This is a genomic window from Microbacterium wangchenii, assembly GCF_004564355.1.
GTDB classification, from domain to species: domain Bacteria; phylum Actinomycetota; class Actinomycetes; order Actinomycetales; family Microbacteriaceae; genus Microbacterium; species Microbacterium wangchenii.
The window spans coordinates 1,466,791-1,483,200 of sequence record NZ_CP038266.1; the positions used below are offsets into that span (position 1 = coordinate 1,466,791).

The following is a 16,410-nucleotide window of genomic DNA, read 5'->3' on the forward strand; positions in this document are numbered from 1 at the left end:
CCTGATCCCGTTTGGAGACCTGCTGTGACCCCCGACCGACTCGATGAGACCCCTGAGGAGCAGCCCGAACACGGCATGCTCACCGACGCCGGGAGCGTCGACACCGCCGGCATCGGCATCCTCGGGGCCGCGACCGCGCAGGTGCGCGTGACGCTTCCGAACGCGGATGACGACGAGTTCGCCGAGGACGAGGTCGTCGACGACATCTCCATCGAGCACATCCCCACCGGCGACATCATCCTCGAGCACGCGCCGGAGGGCGACGCCGCCGCGTGGCGCTCGGACGACATCCACGACGCGGAGGAAGTCCACGACGACGCTCCCGCCGCCACTGTCGCCGACGAGACCGCCTCTCATGACACGGTCGCCGCGGACACCGCCTCCGAGGACACCGCCTCCGATGACACCGTCGCCACGGGCACCGTCGCCTCCGACGCTCCGGTCGCCCAGGACGCCCCCGCGGATGCGGCCGACGCGCCGCCGGCGGGGGAGGAGACCGCGCCCGAACCCGAGACGGTGGCCGCTGCCGTATCCACGCAGCCCGCGGCATCCACGCGCCGATCCGTTCCGGTCGGCGACCCCGTGCCGCTCACCGGCGCCATCCCGACCACGCGGCGCGCCGCGCACCACGCCGACGAGCACGCGCGCCTCGACCGCGCGCACGCCGTCGAGCGGGTGCACCCGCCCCAGCCGGAGATCGCGCTGACCTCCAAGCGCCTCGGCGAGTTCGAGCCGAACCGCGAGACCTCCGACCTGCTGACGGCCGACCGCCTTCTGGACCGGGGACAGCTCAGCGGTGCCGAGCCGGAGGGGCTGTGGCAGCAGATCGTCTACTCGCTCTCACGGCACCGCATCAACCTCGGCGACAGCCGCAAGGCCCGCGAGCGCAAGCAGCTCGACGTCCGGATCGCCGCACCCCTTCCCGGCGGCGCGCGGTTCGTGCCAGTGCTCTCGCGCAAGGGCGGCGTGGGCAAGACCACGATCACGACGCTGCTCGGGATGGCGCTGGCCTCCGCGCGGGATGACCGCATCATCGCGATCGACGCGAACCCCGACCGTGGCACGCTCGCCGACCGGATCGGCCGCGTGGGCGGCCGCACCGTCCGCGACCTCGCGCGCGTGCGCGGCGAGGTCACCGGCTTCAACGACATCTCCACGATCGTGGCGCGCGACGAGACGCGCCTGGACGTGCTGGCCTCGGACTCCGACCCGCGCGTGTCGGAGGCCTTCAGCGACCGCGACTACCACGACGTCGCCGCCGTCGCCGCGCACTACTACTCCATCGTCCTCACCGACACCGGTACCGGCATCGTCCACTCCGTCATGGGGGCGACCCTGGAGATGGCCGACGAGCTCGTGATCGTGGCAGGGCTCAGCGTCGACGAAGCGCGGCTGGCGTCCGAGACCCTGACGTGGCTGGAGACGAACGGGTACGCCGATCAGGTGCGCAACGCCGTGGTCGTGCTCAACAACGGCCGCCCCGGCACGCCGCTGGTGAGCGAGCGGGAACTGGAGACGCACTTCCGCACGCGCGTGCGCTCGGTCGTGCGCATGCCGTACGACCCGCTCATCGGAGCGGGCAGCGAGATCACCTTCCGCGACCTGCAGCCGGCCACGCGGCAGGCGGCGCGCCAGCTGGCCGCCGCGGTCGTCGAAGGCCTGCGGTCGATGGCTCCGGCCGCGTGACGCTGTGACCGTCCGCAGCATCCGCCTCTTCGGCGACCCCGTTCTCCGCGCCGTCAGCGCACCGATCACCGACATCGACGACGGCGTGCGCGCCCTCGTGCGCGACCTGCTCGACACCGTCGAGCCCCCCGGCCGCGCCGGTGTCGCGGCGCCGCAGATCGGCGTGGGGCTGCGCGCCTTCAGCTACAACATCGACGGCGACATCGGCTACATCCTCAACCCGGTGCTCGTGGAGACCGCCGGTGACCCCGTGCCCACCGGCGAAGGCTGCCTCTCCATCCCCGGCGTATGGCACGACGCACTGCGTCACCCCTACGCGAAGGTCGTCGGCATCGACCTGGACGGCAACGAGCTGGTGCTGGAGGGGGAGGGCCTCATGGCGCAGGCCCTGCAGCACGAGACCGACCACCTCGACGGGAAGCTCTTCCTGCAGCGGCTGCCCGCCGACGCCCGCCGGGAGGCGATGAAGGAGATCCGCGAGAGCTCCTGGTTCTGACCAGGAGCCCCGGCGGATCGCGTCTTACGGCAGCGAGACGTTGGTCGTGTTGACCGGTGCGCTGTAGATCTCCTCGACGTGCTCGGCGAAGTCGCTCAGGATGACCGTGCGCTTGATGCTGAGCTTCGGGGTCAGGTGTCCGCTCGCCTCGGTCCACTCCACCGGCAGGATCGTGAACTTGCGGATCGACTCCGCCCGCGACACGTGCGCATTGGCGCCGTCGATCGCGCGCTGCACCTCGAGGTGGACGACCTCGTGCTGCGCCGCCTGGGCCAGCGGCATGTCGGCGGCCAGGCCGTTGTTCGCCAGCCACGTGGGCAGCATCTCCGAATCCAGCGTGATGAGTGCGGAGATGAACGGCTTCTGGTCGCCCACGACCACGACCTGCCCGATGATGGGGTTCGCGCGGATGGGATCCTCCAGCGCCGCGGGGGCGACGTTCTTGCCGCCGGCGGTGACGATGATCTCCTTCTTGCGCCCCGTGATGGTGAGGAAGCCGTCGGAGTCGAAGGAGCCCAGGTCACCGGTCTTGAACCAGTCGCCGTCGAACGCCGCGGCGGTGGCCTCTGGATTGCGCCAGTACTCCTTGAACACGTTGACCCCGCGCACCTCGATCTCGCCGTCCTCGGCCAGGCGCACGCCCACGCCCGGCAGCGCCGGACCCACCGTGCCGATCTTGGACTTGGTCGCGAGGTTCACCGTCGCCGGCGCCGTGGTCTCGGTGAGGCCGTAGCCCTCCAGGATCACCACGCCCAGGCTGTGGAAGAAGTGTCCGAGGCGCTCGCCCAGCGGCGCCGACCCCGACACCGCGAACTGCACGCGGCCGCCCATGGCGGTGCGGAGCTTGGAGTAGACGAGGCGGTCGAACAGCGCGAACTTGACCTTCAGGCCCAGCGGGACCTTCTTGCCGTCCTGCAGGAGCTTGGAGTGCTCGATCGCGGCCGCGGCGGCGGCGCGGAAGATCTTGCCCTTGCCGCCGGCTTCGGCCTTCTGCTCGGCGGAGTTGTACACCTTCTCGAACACGCGCGGCACCGCGAGCAGGAACGTCGGTTTGAACGACCCCAGCGCCGGCAGCAGCTGACGCGTGTCGGGCTGGTGCCCGACCTTCACCCCCGCGTGGATGCTGAGGATCGAGATGAAACGCGCGAACACGTGCGCGGTGGTGATGAACAGCAGCGTGGACGCCCCCGGCGCCTCCACGACCTCGTGCAGCGCCTTGGCGGAGTTGCGGGAGAGCTCGACGAAGTTGCTGTGCGTGAGCACGCAGCCCTTCGGGCGACCCGTGGAGCCGGAGGTGTAGATGAGGGTGGCGATGTCGTCACCGTTGGCGATGGCGCGACGGCGTTCGATCTCGGCATCCTCCACCGAGGCGCCCGCGGTGACCAGCTTGTCCAGGTCGCCCAGGTGCATGCCCCACACCTCGCGCAGGAGCGGGAGGTCGGCGCGGACCTCGTCCAGGCGCGCGGAGTGATCCGGTGACTCCACGATGACGGCGATGGCACCGGAGTCGGAGAGGATCCACTGGATCTGGGCGGGCGAGCTCGTCTCGTACACCGGCACCATGACGGCCCCGGCGTAGAACAGCGCGAAGTCCACGAGCGTCCAGTCGTACGTGGTGCGCGCGAGGAAGGCGACCTTGTCGCCGGGCTGGATGCCCGAGGCGGCGAAGCCCTTGGCCAGAGCGATGACCTGCCGCTGGAACTCGACGGCCGACACCTCCCGCCACCCCGGCCCGTCGGGGACGGCGAACAGGGCGCGCTCGGGCGTCGCGGCGACGCGTTCGGCGAGCAGGTCTGAGATGTTGGCGGACGGATCGGCGGGCACGATCGGCGGGACAACGAATTCGGTCACGGCAGCTCCTTCGGTACCGGAAAGCACATGTTTCGGATGGATCGAGTGTATCCGGACGCCGAGGTGGGCCCCGAGCAGGCGCGACTAGACTCGCAGGCGCCGTCGTCGCGTCGTCGGCCGGAAGGGAGCGCGGTGCTCAACGTCGGAATCGACATCGGCGGGACCAAGATCGCCGGCGGAGTCGTCGATGCCGCCGGCGGCATCCTCGACAAGCGCCGCGTGGACACCCCCGTGGAGGTGCCCGCACTGGTGGACGCCGTCGTCGCGATGGCCGAGGAGCTGCGTTCGCGTCACGACGTCACCGCGATCGGGGTGGCGGCGGCCGGGTTCATCGACCGCGACCGCTCCACCGTGATCCACGCCCCCAACATCGCGTGGCGCAACGAGCCGCTGCGCGCCGTGCTGGAGTCGCGGCTGCAGGCCCCGGTGTCGATCGAGAACGACGCCAACGCGGCCGGATGGGGCGAATTCCGGTTCGGCGCCGGCCGCGGCCGCTCGCACATGGTGATGCTCACGATGGGAACCGGCGTGGGCGGTGCCGTCGTCTCCGACGGGGCGCTGTACCGCGGCGGATTCGGCTCCGGTGGCGAGCTCGGGCACGTCCGCTTTCTCCGCGACGGCCTGCTGTGCGGCTGCGGGCAGAAGGGGTGCCTCGAGCAGTACGCCTCCGGCCGGGCGCTGCAGCGCGAAGCCGCGGAGATCGCCGCCCGCGGTGGGATCGGTCAGGCCCTGGCCGACGTGCGCGACGCCGACGGCACGATCCACGGCACCGACATCTCCCATCTCGTGCAGGCCGGTGATCCTGGCGCCCTCGAGGCGCTGCGTCGCGTCGCGAGCGCGCTGGGGGAGGCGTGCGGGGGATTCCAGGCGGTCCTGGATCCCGAAGTCTTCGTCATCGGTGGGGGAGTGGCCCAACTGGGCGACGTCGTCCTCGAGTCCGTGCGCGCCGCCTACGCGGCCTCGCTGCCCGGCGGCGGAGACCGCCCGATGGCCGAGTTCGCCCTCGCGCGGCTCGGCAACGACGCCGGACTCATCGGCGTCGCCGACCTGGCGGGCAGGGGTCGCTGACGATGTTCTACTGGCTGATGAAGTACGTCGTGATCGGACCGGTCCTCAAGGCCATCTTCCGCCCGTGGATCATCGGCCGCCGCAACATCCCGACCGAGGGCGCGGCGATCCTCGCGAGCAACCACTTGTCATTCGCCGACTCGGTGTTCCTGCCGCTCATGATCGACCGGCGAATGGCCTTCCTCGCCAAGAGCGACTACTTCACCGGCAAGGGACTGAAGGGATGGGCCACGCGCGCCTTCCTCAGCGCCACGGGTCAGATCCCGATCGACCGCACCGGCGGCAAGGCATCGGAAGCATCCCTCAACACCGGACTCCGGGTCCTCGGCCGGGGCGAACTCCTCGGCATCTACCCCGAAGGCACGCGCAGCCCCGACGGGAAGCTCTACCGCGGCCGTACGGGCATCGCGCGGATGGCGTTGGAAGCCCACGTGCCGGTGGTGCCGGTCGTCATGGTCGACACCGACACCATCCAGCCGATCGGCAAGCGCATCCCGCGGATCGGGCGCGTGGGCATCGTGATCGGCGAGCCGCTGGATTTCTCCCGTTTCGCCGGCATGGAGAGCGACCGGTACATCCTCCGCTCGGTCACCGACGAGATCACCCTCGCCCTCCAGCGGCTCGGCGAGCAGGAGTACGAGGACGTCTACGCCTCCACCGTGAAGGACCGCATCCTCGCCGACCGCGCGCGATCCGGGGCTGCGGCGCGGCGATAGACTTCGAGGATGCTTCAGCACCTCGACGGTCTCGATCATTGGCGGACACTGCCCATCAAGCAGCAGCCGCAGTGGTATGACGCCGATGCGGTGGCCGCGACATCCGCCGAGATCGCGACGCTGCCCCCGCTGGTGTTCGCCGGTGAGGTGGACACGCTGCGCGAGCGCCTGGCGCGCGCGGCGTCAGGGCGTGCGTTCCTGCTGCAGGGCGGCGACTGCGCCGAGACCTTCGCGGGGGCGACCGCCGAGCAGATCCGCAACCGGGTCAAGACCGTGCTGCAGATGGCCGTCGTGCTCACCTACGGCGCCTCGATGCCGATCGTGAAGATGGGCCGCATGGCCGGGCAGTTCGCCAAGCCGCGCTCCAGCGACACCGAGACCCGCGGCGACGTGACGCTGCCGGCGTACCGCGGCGACATCGTCAACGGCTACGACTTCACCGAGGAGTCGCGCAAGCCCGACCCCGCGCGGCTGCTGAAGGGCTACCACACCGCCGCGTCGACGCTGAACCTCATCCGCGCGTTCACGCAGGGTGGTTTCGCCGACCTCCGCGAGGTGCACAGCTGGAACAAGGGCTTCGCCTCCAACCCGGCCAACCAGCGGTACGAGCGCCTCGCGGCCGAGATCGACCGCGCCATCAACTTCATGGAGGCGGCGGGCGCCGACTTCGACGAGCTGCGGCGCGTGGAGTTCTACACCGGCCACGAGGGCCTGCTGATGGACTACGAGCGGCCCATGACGCGCATCGACTCGCGCACGGGCACGCCGTACAACACCTCGGCGCACTTCGTGTGGATCGGGGAGCGCACGCGCGACCTCGACGGTGCGCACGTGGACTACTTCTCCCGCATCCGCAATCCCATCGGCGTGAAGCTCGGTCCGAGCACGACGCCCGAGACCGCGCTGGCCCTCATCGACAAGCTCGACCCCGAGCGCGAGCCCGGCCGCCTCACCTTCATCACGCGCATGGGTGCGGGCAAGATCCGCGACGCGCTGCCCCCGCTGCTTGAGGCGGTGAAGGACTCCGGCGCCACGCCGCTGTGGGTGACCGACCCCATGCACGGCAACGGCATCACGTCGGAGAACGGCTACAAGACGCGGCGGTTCGACGACGTCGTGGACGAGGTCCGCGGCTTCTTCGAGGCGCACCGTGCGGTGGGCACGTTCCCCGGCGGCATCCACGTCGAGCTCACGGGCGACGACGTGACGGAGTGCCTGGGCGGCTCGGAGATGATCGACGAGGCCACCCTCGCGACGCGCTACGAGTCCCTGTGCGATCCGCGCCTGAATCACATGCAGTCCCTCGAGCTGGCCTTCCTCGTCGCCGAGGAGCTCGAGCAGCTCTGACCCGCGCGCGCCCCGCGCCCCTCGGCCCGCGCGCGATCCGCGAGACTGCAGCCCACCGGCGAGACAGCGGCATAATGTCGCGGTCTCGCCGGTGGCGTGCAGTCTCGCGGGGGTGAGGTGGGGGACCGGGGTCAGCCGGTGGCGAAGATCCGGACGGACGTGCCGGGGCGGTGCGACGTGCCGGCGGCGGGATCCGTGCGGCTCACCGTGAACAGGCCCCACACGAGCTCGGGGAGGGCCGTGCCGGGCTCGAAGCCGGCGTCGCGGAGGATGTCGAACGCCTCGGACACCGTGCGGCCGACGACGTCGGGAACCTGGATGGGGCGCGGCCCCTCCGACACGAGCAGCTGGACGGTATCGCCCGGGCGCCAGTTGCCTCCGCCGTCGCGGGCGAGGATGCCGATGACATCGCCCTCCGCGATGGAATTGCTGTACTCCGACGCCCGGTCGCCGGAGACCTGCAGGCCGGCGTCGGAGAGGCGCGCGGTGGCACGGTCGACGCTGTCGCCGGTCACGTCGGGGATGGGGCCGAGCGATACGAGCAGCGACACCGTGTCGCCCTCGAGCGCGGCGCATCCCTGCGTGCAGTCGGCGGGGTCGCCGCCCGCGCGCGGCGTGAGGGTCGCGCCCAGGACCGAGCCGGCGGGCGCGTCGGTGAACTCCTGCGCATCGGGGTCGGTGACGAGGAGGTTGATGCCGGTGAGGATGCCGCGGGCCTGCTCGGCCGACATCCCCGCGAGGGGTTCGACCTGCTGCGGGCGCGGCCCGAGCGAGACGAGCACCGTGACGGTGGTCTCGCGATCCACCCGCGTCCCCGGCTCAGGGTCGGTGCCGACGACCGTGCCGGCGGCGATGTCGAGGTTGTAGATCCCCTCCTCGGCGGAGATGAGGGTGTCCTGCAGCAGCCGGGCCTGTGCCTCGGGGAAGGTGCCCCCGGTCACGTCGGCCACCACGACCATGGATCCCGGCCCCGATCCGAACCACCAGCCGGCACCGCCGGCCAGGCCCGCCATCAGCAGCACGAGGGCGAAGAGCCAGCCGCCCTTGGCGGCGCGGCGCCTGGTGCGCGCCCGCAGCCGCGCGCCGTTGTCCGACTCCTCCGGCGGCGCCGGTGCGGTGACGACACTGGGGGGCAGCACCTTGGTCAGCTCGGCGGAGTCGGTCACGTCGTCGGCGGTGGCGGTGCCCACCGCGACGGCGCGCGCCACCTGCGGGGCCACGCCGAGGTCGCGTTCGATTTCCCGCAGGCGATCCAGCATCGCGCCGGCATCGAGAGGCCGTTCATCCGGCACCTTCTCGGTGGCCCACAGCACGAGCTCGTCCAGCTGCTCGGGCACGCCCGGGTTCTTCACGCTCGGGCGCGGCACCGAATCGGTGGCGTGCTGGAACGCGATCTGCATGGGCTGCTCGCCCTTGTACGGCTGCTCGCCCGTGAGCATCTCGTAGAGCATGATGCCCAGGGCGTAGATGTCGCTGCGGGCGTCGGCGGTGCCCCGTGTGACCAGCTCGGGGGCGAGATAGGCGATCGTGCCGAGCAGCATCTGGCCCGACGCGGTGTTCGCGGTCGTGGCCCGTGCGAGCCCGAAGTCGCCGATCTTGATGCGGCCGTCCTCGGCCAGCAGCACGTTCTCGGGTTTGACGTCGCGGTGCACGATCCCCGCGCGGTGGGCGGCGGCGAGGCCCGAGAGGATCGCATCCATGATCGTGATGGTCTGGGGGACGGTGAGCCGGCGGTGCTCGCGCAGAAGCTCGCGCAGCGTGATGCCGGGCAGGTACTCCATGACGAGGTACGCCATGTCGCCGTCCTGGCCCTGGTCGAACACGTTGACCACGTGCGGATCGGCCAGGCGCGCCGCTGCACGAGCCTCCTGGATGAAGCGGCTCTGGAACACCGCGTCGTCGCTGAGGTGCCCGTGCATGACCTTGAGTGCGACGCGACGCTCCAGGCGCAGGTCGGTCGCGACGTACACGGTCGCCATGCCGCCGCGCGCGATCCGCGCGCGAACCCGGTATCGGCCGTCGACGAGACGTCCGATCAGCGGGTCGGCCTGGCTCGTACTCACGGAGAGAGTCTACGGAGCGGGCCCGGCAAGGCCTGGGAGCGGCTCACCCCGTTACACAGCTGTTCCCTGACGATTCCCGCTCACCCCAGCGCCGCGAGCCACGCGTACGCCGGCTGCTCCCACTGTGCATACCGCTCGGGGAATGCGGAGATCTGCACCGCCTGCGCGGCGTCGGTATACGACATGCCCTCCCACCCGGGGATGTCGAGCAGGCCGCGCGTGAGCGTGCCGTTGGGGTCGGCGGCACCGCCGAAGAACGCCCGCGTGGATCGTGCGGGGTCGCGGATCTCCTCCGCCGTGCCCCATCCGGTGCTGGGCCGCTGCTGGAACAAGCCGAGCGAGTCGCGATCGCCCCAGTCGAGGTTGCGCAGCCACGACTCCTGCATGGCGGTGCCCAGCGCGATGGCGATGCCGCGCTCGGAGACGCCGAGCTCGCGCCCGATGGCGATGATCAGCTGCGCGTTCGCGATCTGCTCGGCATCGAGTCCGTCGGCCGCCGGCGCGGGGGAGGCGGCGGCGGCGGGCGCTGCCGAGAGGACGGGGGCGGGGATCGCCAGGGTCTGGCCCGGGTAGATGATGGACTCCCGCGTGAGGCCGTTGGCGTCGAGCACGGCCTGCGTGCTGACGCCGTTGCCGCGCGCGATCGCGCTGACGGTGTCGCCGGCCTGCACGGTGTGCAGCACGGCCACCGGGGACGGGGCGGGTGCAGCCGCGGCGGCGGGGGCGGGGGCGGCCAGGCGCAGCACCTGCCCGGGGTAGATGACGGAGGACCAGTCCAGCCCGTTGGCGGCGAGCACGTCGGGGGTGCGCAGGCCGTAGCGCGCGGCGATCGTGCTCACGGTGCCACCGGCCACGACGACGTGGTCGGCCGGTGCGGCCAGTGCCAGCGCGGCGCGGTGGGCCACGACTTTGCCGCCGGCGGCATCGCGTCTCTCGGGCACGGCGTCGGTGTGGTCTGCGGGTGCCGGTGCGGCGTGCGCGGATTCAGCAGTGAGGGCCAGCGCGATGGATCCGGCGAGTGCCAAGGGCAGGCCGGAAACCAGCGAGCGGGCGCGGGGGGTTCGCCCTGAGGGTCGCATGGGGGGATGCTCCGTTCTCGGTTTCCGTCACGCTGTCACGGATCCGGTGCGGGTGTCAACCAGAGTGAAGGCTGTGACGGATGTGAATAGTGAGAGATAGCGCCGCCGGCGCGGCCGAGGATCGCCGTGCCGGCGACCCGGCGGAGGTGAGATAGTGAAAGCGTGACAGGCACTCCCCTCGAAACCACCTGGCTGACCCTTCCCGAACTCGTCGAGGTGCTGGGTGAGCCGCTCGGACGCGTGCGACGCCTCCTGGACGATTCCCACCTGATCGGGTCGCGCCGGAACGGGCCGCTCGCCGTACCCGCGCTGTTCCTCGTCGACGACCGTCCACTGTCGTCCCTGCGCGGCACCGTGATCGTGCTGCATGACGCCGGCTTCACCGACGACGAGGCCATCGACTGGCTGCTCACGCCCGACGACACGATCGGCGTCGCTCCGCTGGAGGCGCTGCGCGCGGGCCGCAAGAGCGAGGTGCGGCGGGTCGCTCAGACCCTCGCGTGAGGCGCGGCCCGCGGAGTCAGGACGTGCGCGTCGTGGCAGCCCGCGCCAGGTCGCGCAGTTCCCCGACGGCGGCGTTGTCCAGCCGCGCGCCCGAGAGCGCCCGGTCGGCTTCGAGGGCGTAGGAGGAGATGAGCTCCTCCGTGCGCTGCAGCGCGCCGGTGTCACGGATCGTCCGCTGCAGCGAGGCGATCTGCTCCTCGTCGAGGGTGGGATCGCCGATCAGCTCATCGAACACGCGGCGGGCGCCCGTGGGCAGCTCCTCGCGTGCGAAGGCCACCAGGACCGTCCGCTTCCCCTCGCGCAGGTCGTCGCCGGAGGGCTTGCCGGTGACGGATGCGTCGCCGAAGACCCCCAGGACGTCGTCGCGCAGCTGGAAGGCCATCCCCACGGGGTGGCCGAAGGCGGACAGCGCCTCCTCCTGGGCTGCATCGGCGCCGGCCAAGGCTGCGCCGATCAGCAGGGGCTGCTGGATGCTGTACCGCGCCGACTTCAGCGACGCGATCCGCAGTGCCCGCTCGGCGTGCTCGGCGTCGGGCTGCGTCGAGAAGGCGGACTCCTCGGCGACGTCGAGGAACTGGCCGACGGTGACGTCGCGCCGCATCCGCGCGTACGCCGCTCGCGTCGCCACTGCACGGTCGACCGCCGTCGCGGCGATCGCCTCCTCCAGCAGGTCGTCACTCCACGCCACGAGCAGATCGCCCAGCAGGACCGCGCCGGAGCGGCCGAAGGCCGTGGCGTCGCCGTGCCAGCCGCGGCGGCGGTGGTCTGCCTCGAGCCGGCGATGCGCGGCCGGGCGGCCGCGGCGCGTGTCGGAGTTGTCGATCAGGTCGTCGTGCACGAGCGCGGCGGCGTGGAAGATCTCCAGCGCGGCGGCTGCGCCGACCGCATCGTCGGGGGTGGGGGAGCCGGCGCGGGGGGAGGCGACCGCGCGCCATCCGGTCAGGCAGAAGCGGGCTCGCAGCCGCTTGCCGCCCTCCAGCGCGTCGGCGGCGGTGTCCGCCAGCAGTCCGGCTTCGGCCCCGAGCTCACCGGCCTCGCTCCGTCGGATGGTGAGGAAGGTGTTCAGTCGCTGGGAAACAGCCTCGATGGACTCCGGGGAGGGTGACACGGCCCTAGCCTAGTGATTGACCGCACGCGTAGAATTGTCGCCAAGAAGCATCCGAGGGGGTTCCATGCCACTCTCCGAACAGGAGCAGCGTCTGCTGGATGAGATGGAACGCCATCTCATGCGCAACGACGCCGATGTCGTCACCGCGCCCGGACACGCTCTGAGCTACCGCAATATCGTCTACGGCACGATCCTCGTCCTCGTCGGACTGGGCGGTCTGATCTTCGGCGTGACCGTGGGCATGAACACCCTGGGCGTCATCCTGGGCGTCGTGGGATTCGCCGTCATGCTGGGCGGCGTCATCCTCGCCGTGACCCCCATGCGCGGGGCGAGCCCGGCACGTCCCTCCACTTCCCGCCCCCAGGCCGCCGCCCCGAGCCGCGGCGCGTCGTTCATGGATCGCATGAACGATCGCTGGGACCGGCGGCAGGACGGGAACTGACCCGCCGCTGACCCGGGCGAAACGCCCGGGACGACACGAAGCACCGACTCTGCGGAGTCGGTGCTTTTTTTGTGCCCTCGTGGCGGCCGAGGCGTCGCGAAGCCCGGTATCTCGCGCCAAGTGATAGCCAAGTGGAGGACAGTGGAGTAAAGTGGTGGTACTTCGCAGGGCCGGGACGGAGGGGGTGCACGGATGCTGCTCGGCACGCACACCCCCAAGCTCGACGACAAGGGCCGCGTCATCCTCCCGGCGAAGTTCCGCGACGACCTCGGCGCGGGCGTGGTGGTCACGCGTGGGCAGGAACGCTGCCTGTACGTGTTCTCCACGGCGGAGTTCGAACGGGTGCACGAGCGCATCCGGGAAGCACCACTGAGCAACAAGCAGGCGCGGGACTTCCTGCGCATGTTCCTGTCGGGAGCCAGCGCCGAGAAGCCCGACAGCCAGAACCGCATCACCCTCCCGCCCGCGCTCCGTGCGTACGCGGGACTCGAGCGCGACCTCGTCGTCACCGGCGTGGGAGCGCACGCGGAGATCTGGAACGCCGACGCGTGGAACGCCTACGCCGAGAGCAACGAAGAGACGTACGCCGAGATGGAGCAGGAGGTGATCCCGGGCTTGTTCTGACCCCCGGCTGTGATTCCCAGCCGCTCGCCCTGACGCACTTCCCCGGCGCCAGGTCGACGCGGATGGGGATCAGAGCCCCGGGCCGAAGCCCCCGCATCATGGACTCCCGCGACATCCACACCCCGGTTCTGCTCGAGCGCTGCGTCGAGCTGCTCGCCCCCGCCCTCGAGCGGCCCGGCGCGGTGTTCGTCGACGCGACGCTGGGCATGGGCGGCCACTCCGAGGCCTTTTTGAAGCGGTTCCCGCATGCGCGCCTGATCGGCCTGGACCGCGACACCGACGCCCTGCGCATCGCGGGGGAGCGCCTCGCCGCCTTCGGCGACCGCGTGACCCTCGTGCACACCGTGTACGACGGCATCGCGGAGGCCGTCGCCTCGGCCGGTGTTCGCCGCGTGGATGGGATCCTGTTCGACCTCGGCGTCTCCTCGCTGCAACTGGATGTCGCCGACCGCGGTTTCGCGTATGCGAAGGATGCCCCGCTGGACATGCGCATGGATCAGAGCGCGGGGATGACCGCCGCCGACGTCCTGGCCACTTACGGCGAAGGCGACCTGCGTCGCATCTTCGAGCGCTACGGCGAGGAGAAGCTCGCCGGCCGCTACGCGCGCGCCATCCTGGCCGCCCGTGCGCAGGAGCCCATCGTCCGCTCGGGGCGCCTGGTGGAGATCCTCTCCGCCGCCACCCCCGCCGCGCTCCTGAACGCCGGGCACCCCGCCAAGCGCGTCTTCCAGGCCCTGCGCATCGAGGTCAACGGCGAACTGGCCGCTCTCGAGCGGGCGCTGCCGGCGGCGCTGGACCTGCTGAACCTCGGCGGGCGCATCGTCGTGCTGTCCTACCAGTCGCTGGAGGACCGCTTCGTCAAGCGGCTCCTCGCCGAGGCCACCGCCTCCACTTCTCCCGCAGGCCTGCCCGTCGAGCTCCCCGAGCACGCCCCGCGGTTCCGCCTGCTGGTCAAGGGCGCCGAACTCGCCTCCGACGAGGAGCGCGCCCGCAATCCACGTGCCACCCCCGTGCGCCTGCGCGCGGCCGAACGGATCCGGGAGGCGGCATGACCGATCTCGCCCATGCCCTGCCGCTGCGCCGCCCGGCCGAGACGCCGGCGCGGCGCCTGCACGTCGTCGAAGCACCCGCGCGGCACAAGCGCCCCAAGCTCGCCTACGGCGTCATCGCCGTCGCCGGTGCCGTCGCGATCGCGCTCGCCCAGATGGGCCTGTCGATCCTGACCACCCAGGGGACGTACGAAGTCGCCGCCCTGACGCAGCAGCAGCGCGACCTCACCTACGAGAAGCAGATCCTCTACGACGACGTCGCGGGCCTGGGTTCGCCCCAGTACCTCGCCGCGAACGCCGCGGCGCTGGGCATGGTCATCAACGAGTCGCCGTCGTACCTGCGGCTGAGCGACGGGGCGATCATCGGCACCGGTTCCGCCGCCGCCGACGCGTCGGCGGTCGACGCCATCAACCGCGGCGCCGTCCCCAACGCCCTCATCACCGACACGCCGCTGGTCACCGCGCCGGACGCCACGATCAAGGGCGTCCCCCTCGTCCCCGATGCGGCGGATGAGGCGGCCGGGGAGACCGGATCGACGACACCCCCGCCGATCACCGACGGCCTGCCCACTCCCGCGACACGATAGGCGCCATGACGACCCGCAGCACGAGAAGCCCGCGCCGTCGCACGGTGGTCGCCCTCGCGGTGGTCCTGGCCGTGCTGGTCGGTTTCGTCGTGCGCCTCGTCGACATCCAGGTCGTCAACGCCGGCGAGCACATCGAGGACTCGCTCTCACTGGGTTTCGCCGCCGAGCGCACGCTGTACGGAACCCGCGGCACGATCGTCGACGAGCAGGGCGCGACCCTGGCCGGCAGCATCCTGCTGTACGACGCCCAGCTGGACCCCTCGAACGTCAACGGGATCCGCCGCGAGGGACCCGACGGTGAACGCATCGAGGTGAGCTGGCCGGAACTGGCGGCGGAGATCGCCGCCATCACCGGTCAGACGCCCCAGGAGGTGCAGCAGGTCGTCGAGGACGCGAAGGCGAACGACCCCGATTCGCAGTACGCGCTCCTCAAACGTGGCCTCACCACGGAGCAGTACCGCAGCCTCGTCGCGCTCGGCATCCCGTTCCTCTACTTCGACCAGCACCCCTCGCGCATGTACCCCGACGGCGCCGTCGGCGGAAACCTCGTGGGCTTCGTGGGCACCGACGGCAAACCGCTGGCGGGCATCGAGCAGGCAGAGGACGACTGCCTGACCGCGACGGACGGCAAGCTCCTGTTCCAGCGCGGCAAGGACGGCGTCACGATCCCCGGCACCGCGGTGGAAGACCCGGCCGTGGACGGCGGGACGCTGCAGCTCACGATCAACCGCGACCTGCAGTGGTACCTCCAGCAGCTCGCGGCCGAGCAGGCGCAGAACACGGGCGCGAAATCGGCCACGATCACGGTCGTGGAGGTGGAGACGGGCAAGGTTCGCGGCATGGCGGAGTACCCCACCGTCGACCCGAACAACGTCGACGGGTCGCATCCGGACGATCGCGGCAGCCGCATCTTCACGAACACGTTCGAGCCCGGCTCCACCTTCAAGGCGCTCACGGCGGCGATCGCCATCGACGCCGGCGGCGCGAACCCCGGTTCCACCGTCACGGCCGATTGGAAGGAGTCGTTCCCCAACGGTGCGCGGGTCCGCGACCCCTTCGTGCACCCGGTGAACAACTACACCCTCACCGGCGTGCTCGTCGACTCCTCCAACGTCGGCATCTCCAAGTTCGGCGACACCGTGAGCGCACAGACCCGCTACGACTACCTGCAGCGCTTCGGCGTCGGCGTCGACACGCCCATCGACTTCCAGGGTGAGGAACCCGGTGTGCTGCGCCCCATCGACCAGTGGGACAACCAGACGTTCTACAACGTCAACTTCGGGCAGGGCCTGACCACGACGGTCCCGCAGCTGGTGGGCGCCTACCAGACCCTCGCCAATGACGGCACCCGGATGCCGCTGTCGCTCGTCGAGGGCTGCACGCGCCCCGACGGCACGGTCACCGACGTCCCCGACGCCACCGGTCAGCAGGTCGTGAGCGAGAAGGCCGCCGACGAGGTGTCGCTCATGCTCGAGAACGTCGCGACGCAGGGCACGCTCGCCAAGCAGGTGGAGATCCCCGGATACCGCGTCGCCATCAAGACCGGAACGGGCGAGAAATCCGACGGCGCGGGCGGGTACAAGGCCGGCGCCTACTTCACGACGATGATCGGCTACGCGCCGGCCGACGACCCGAAGTTCGTCGTCGCGGTCACGCTGGACGAGCCGGCGACGGTAAAATCGTCTGCGGCCAACGCGCCGGCGTTCCAGAAGGCGATGACGCAGGTCTTGAAGACCTACCGCGTCATGCCCTCCGGCTCCGCCACTCCCGAGCTGCCCAAGTTCGGCTGA

Annotated in this window: 15 protein-coding genes; 11 read left to right on the top strand and 4 right to left on the bottom strand. The window is 71.0% G+C overall.

Annotated elements, in window-relative coordinates:
- Positions 1-24 precede the first annotated feature (24 nt).
- Both E4K62_RS06925 and E4K62_RS06930 read left to right on the top strand, forming a co-directional pair.
- A complete protein-coding gene (locus tag E4K62_RS06925; RefSeq protein WP_240742848.1) occupies positions 25-1,686 on the top strand; it encodes a MinD/ParA family ATP-binding protein in 1,662 nt (553 codons plus the stop codon).
- Between the two features lie 4 nt (positions 1,687-1,690).
- Positions 1,691-2,182 carry a peptide deformylase gene (locus tag E4K62_RS06930; RefSeq protein WP_135065332.1) on the top strand — a complete coding sequence of 164 codons (492 nt, stop codon included), beginning with the start codon at positions 1,691-1,693 and terminating at the stop codon, positions 2,180-2,182.
- Between the two features lie 24 nt (positions 2,183-2,206).
- Here the strand turns inward: E4K62_RS06930 and E4K62_RS06935 are convergent, their stop codons facing one another.
- A complete protein-coding gene (locus E4K62_RS06935; protein ID WP_135065335.1) occupies positions 2,207-4,033 on the bottom strand; it encodes an AMP-dependent synthetase/ligase in 1,827 nt (608 codons plus the stop codon).
- Between the two features lie 132 nt (positions 4,034-4,165).
- Here E4K62_RS06935 and E4K62_RS06940 point away from each other — a divergent pair, with 132 nt between their 5' ends.
- From E4K62_RS06940 to E4K62_RS06950, 3 genes are read left to right on the top strand one after another with little or no spacing between them, the layout of a single operon-like run.
- Complete coding sequence (locus E4K62_RS06940; RefSeq protein ID WP_135071061.1) at positions 4,166-5,101, top strand: ROK family glucokinase; 936 nt, start codon at positions 4,166-4,168, stop codon at positions 5,099-5,101.
- Between the two features lie 2 nt (positions 5,102-5,103).
- A complete protein-coding gene (locus E4K62_RS06945; RefSeq protein ID WP_135065338.1) occupies positions 5,104-5,817 on the top strand; it encodes a lysophospholipid acyltransferase family protein in 714 nt (237 codons plus the stop codon).
- A gap of 9 nt (positions 5,818-5,826) precedes the next feature.
- Positions 5,827-7,164 (top strand): class II 3-deoxy-7-phosphoheptulonate synthase, encoded by a 1,338-nt coding sequence (locus E4K62_RS06950; protein WP_135065341.1) that lies wholly within the window; start codon positions 5,827-5,829, stop codon positions 7,162-7,164.
- 131 nt (positions 7,165-7,295) lie between these two features.
- Here E4K62_RS06950 and pknB read toward each other — a convergent pair whose 3' ends face one another.
- Both pknB and E4K62_RS06960 read right to left on the bottom strand, forming a co-directional pair.
- Positions 7,296-9,227 (bottom strand): Stk1 family PASTA domain-containing Ser/Thr kinase, encoded by a 1,932-nt coding sequence (gene pknB, locus E4K62_RS06955; protein WP_135065344.1) that lies wholly within the window; start codon positions 9,225-9,227, stop codon positions 7,296-7,298.
- Positions 9,228-9,307: 80 nt separating this feature from the next.
- A complete protein-coding gene (locus E4K62_RS06960) occupies positions 9,308-10,306 on the bottom strand; it encodes a LysM peptidoglycan-binding domain-containing protein (RefSeq protein WP_135065347.1) in 999 nt (332 codons plus the stop codon).
- A gap of 162 nt (positions 10,307-10,468) precedes the next feature.
- Between E4K62_RS06960 and E4K62_RS06965 the strand changes: the two genes are divergently transcribed.
- A complete protein-coding gene (locus E4K62_RS06965) occupies positions 10,469-10,810 on the top strand; it encodes an Rv2175c family DNA-binding protein (RefSeq protein WP_135065349.1) in 342 nt (113 codons plus the stop codon).
- 16 nt (positions 10,811-10,826) lie between these two features.
- On the opposite strand, the gene E4K62_RS06970 is transcribed toward E4K62_RS06965, so the two are convergent.
- On the bottom strand, positions 10,827-11,918 hold the full coding sequence (locus tag E4K62_RS06970; RefSeq protein WP_135065352.1) for a polyprenyl synthetase family protein: 1,092 nt from the start codon (positions 11,916-11,918) through the stop codon (positions 10,827-10,829).
- A gap of 64 nt (positions 11,919-11,982) precedes the next feature.
- Here E4K62_RS06970 and E4K62_RS06975 point away from each other — a divergent pair, with 64 nt between their 5' ends.
- From E4K62_RS06975 to E4K62_RS06995, 5 genes are all read left to right on the top strand, one after another.
- The gene (locus tag E4K62_RS06975) at positions 11,983-12,360 is read left to right on the top strand and encodes a DUF3040 domain-containing protein (protein WP_135065355.1); all 378 of its coding nucleotides are present in this window, start codon (positions 11,983-11,985) and stop codon (positions 12,358-12,360) included.
- A 192-nt stretch (positions 12,361-12,552) separates the two neighbouring features.
- On the top strand, positions 12,553-12,984 hold the full coding sequence (gene mraZ / locus E4K62_RS06980) for a division/cell wall cluster transcriptional repressor MraZ (RefSeq protein ID WP_135065358.1): 432 nt from the start codon (positions 12,553-12,555) through the stop codon (positions 12,982-12,984).
- Positions 12,985-13,082: 98 nt separating this feature from the next.
- Entirely contained in the window at positions 13,083-14,036 is a 954-nt protein-coding gene (gene rsmH, locus E4K62_RS06985) for a 16S rRNA (cytosine(1402)-N(4))-methyltransferase RsmH (RefSeq protein WP_187270364.1), read from the top strand.
- Entirely contained in the window at positions 14,033-14,620 is a 588-nt protein-coding gene (ftsL, locus tag E4K62_RS06990; RefSeq protein ID WP_135065364.1) for a cell division protein FtsL, read from the top strand. The genes rsmH and ftsL overlap by 4 nt, the downstream gene beginning before the upstream one ends.
- 5 nt (positions 14,621-14,625) lie before the next feature.
- Positions 14,626-16,410: a peptidoglycan D,D-transpeptidase FtsI family protein gene (locus tag E4K62_RS06995; protein ID WP_135065367.1), complete on the top strand. Its 1,785-nt coding sequence runs from the start codon at positions 14,626-14,628 to the stop codon at positions 16,408-16,410.

Coding starts and splice junctions, on each gene's coding strand:
- E4K62_RS06945 (WP_135065338.1), top strand. CDS start 5,104: ATGTTCTACTGGCTGATGAAGTACGTCGTGATCGGACCGGTCCTCAAG.
- E4K62_RS06950 (WP_135065341.1), top strand. CDS start 5,827: ATGCTTCAGCACCTCGACGGTCTCGATCATTGGCGGACACTGCCCATC.
- E4K62_RS06960 (WP_135065347.1), bottom strand. CDS start 10,306: ATGCGACCCTCAGGGCGAACCCCCCGCGCCCGCTCGCTGGTTTCCGGC.
- E4K62_RS06975 (WP_135065355.1), top strand. CDS start 11,983: ATGCCACTCTCCGAACAGGAGCAGCGTCTGCTGGATGAGATGGAACGC.
- mraZ (WP_135065358.1), top strand. CDS start 12,553: ATGCTGCTCGGCACGCACACCCCCAAGCTCGACGACAAGGGCCGCGTC.
- rsmH (WP_187270364.1), top strand. CDS start 13,083: ATGGACTCCCGCGACATCCACACCCCGGTTCTGCTCGAGCGCTGCGTC.
- ftsL (WP_135065364.1), top strand. CDS start 14,033: ATGACCGATCTCGCCCATGCCCTGCCGCTGCGCCGCCCGGCCGAGACG.
- E4K62_RS06995 (WP_135065367.1), top strand. CDS start 14,626: ATGACGACCCGCAGCACGAGAAGCCCGCGCCGTCGCACGGTGGTCGCC.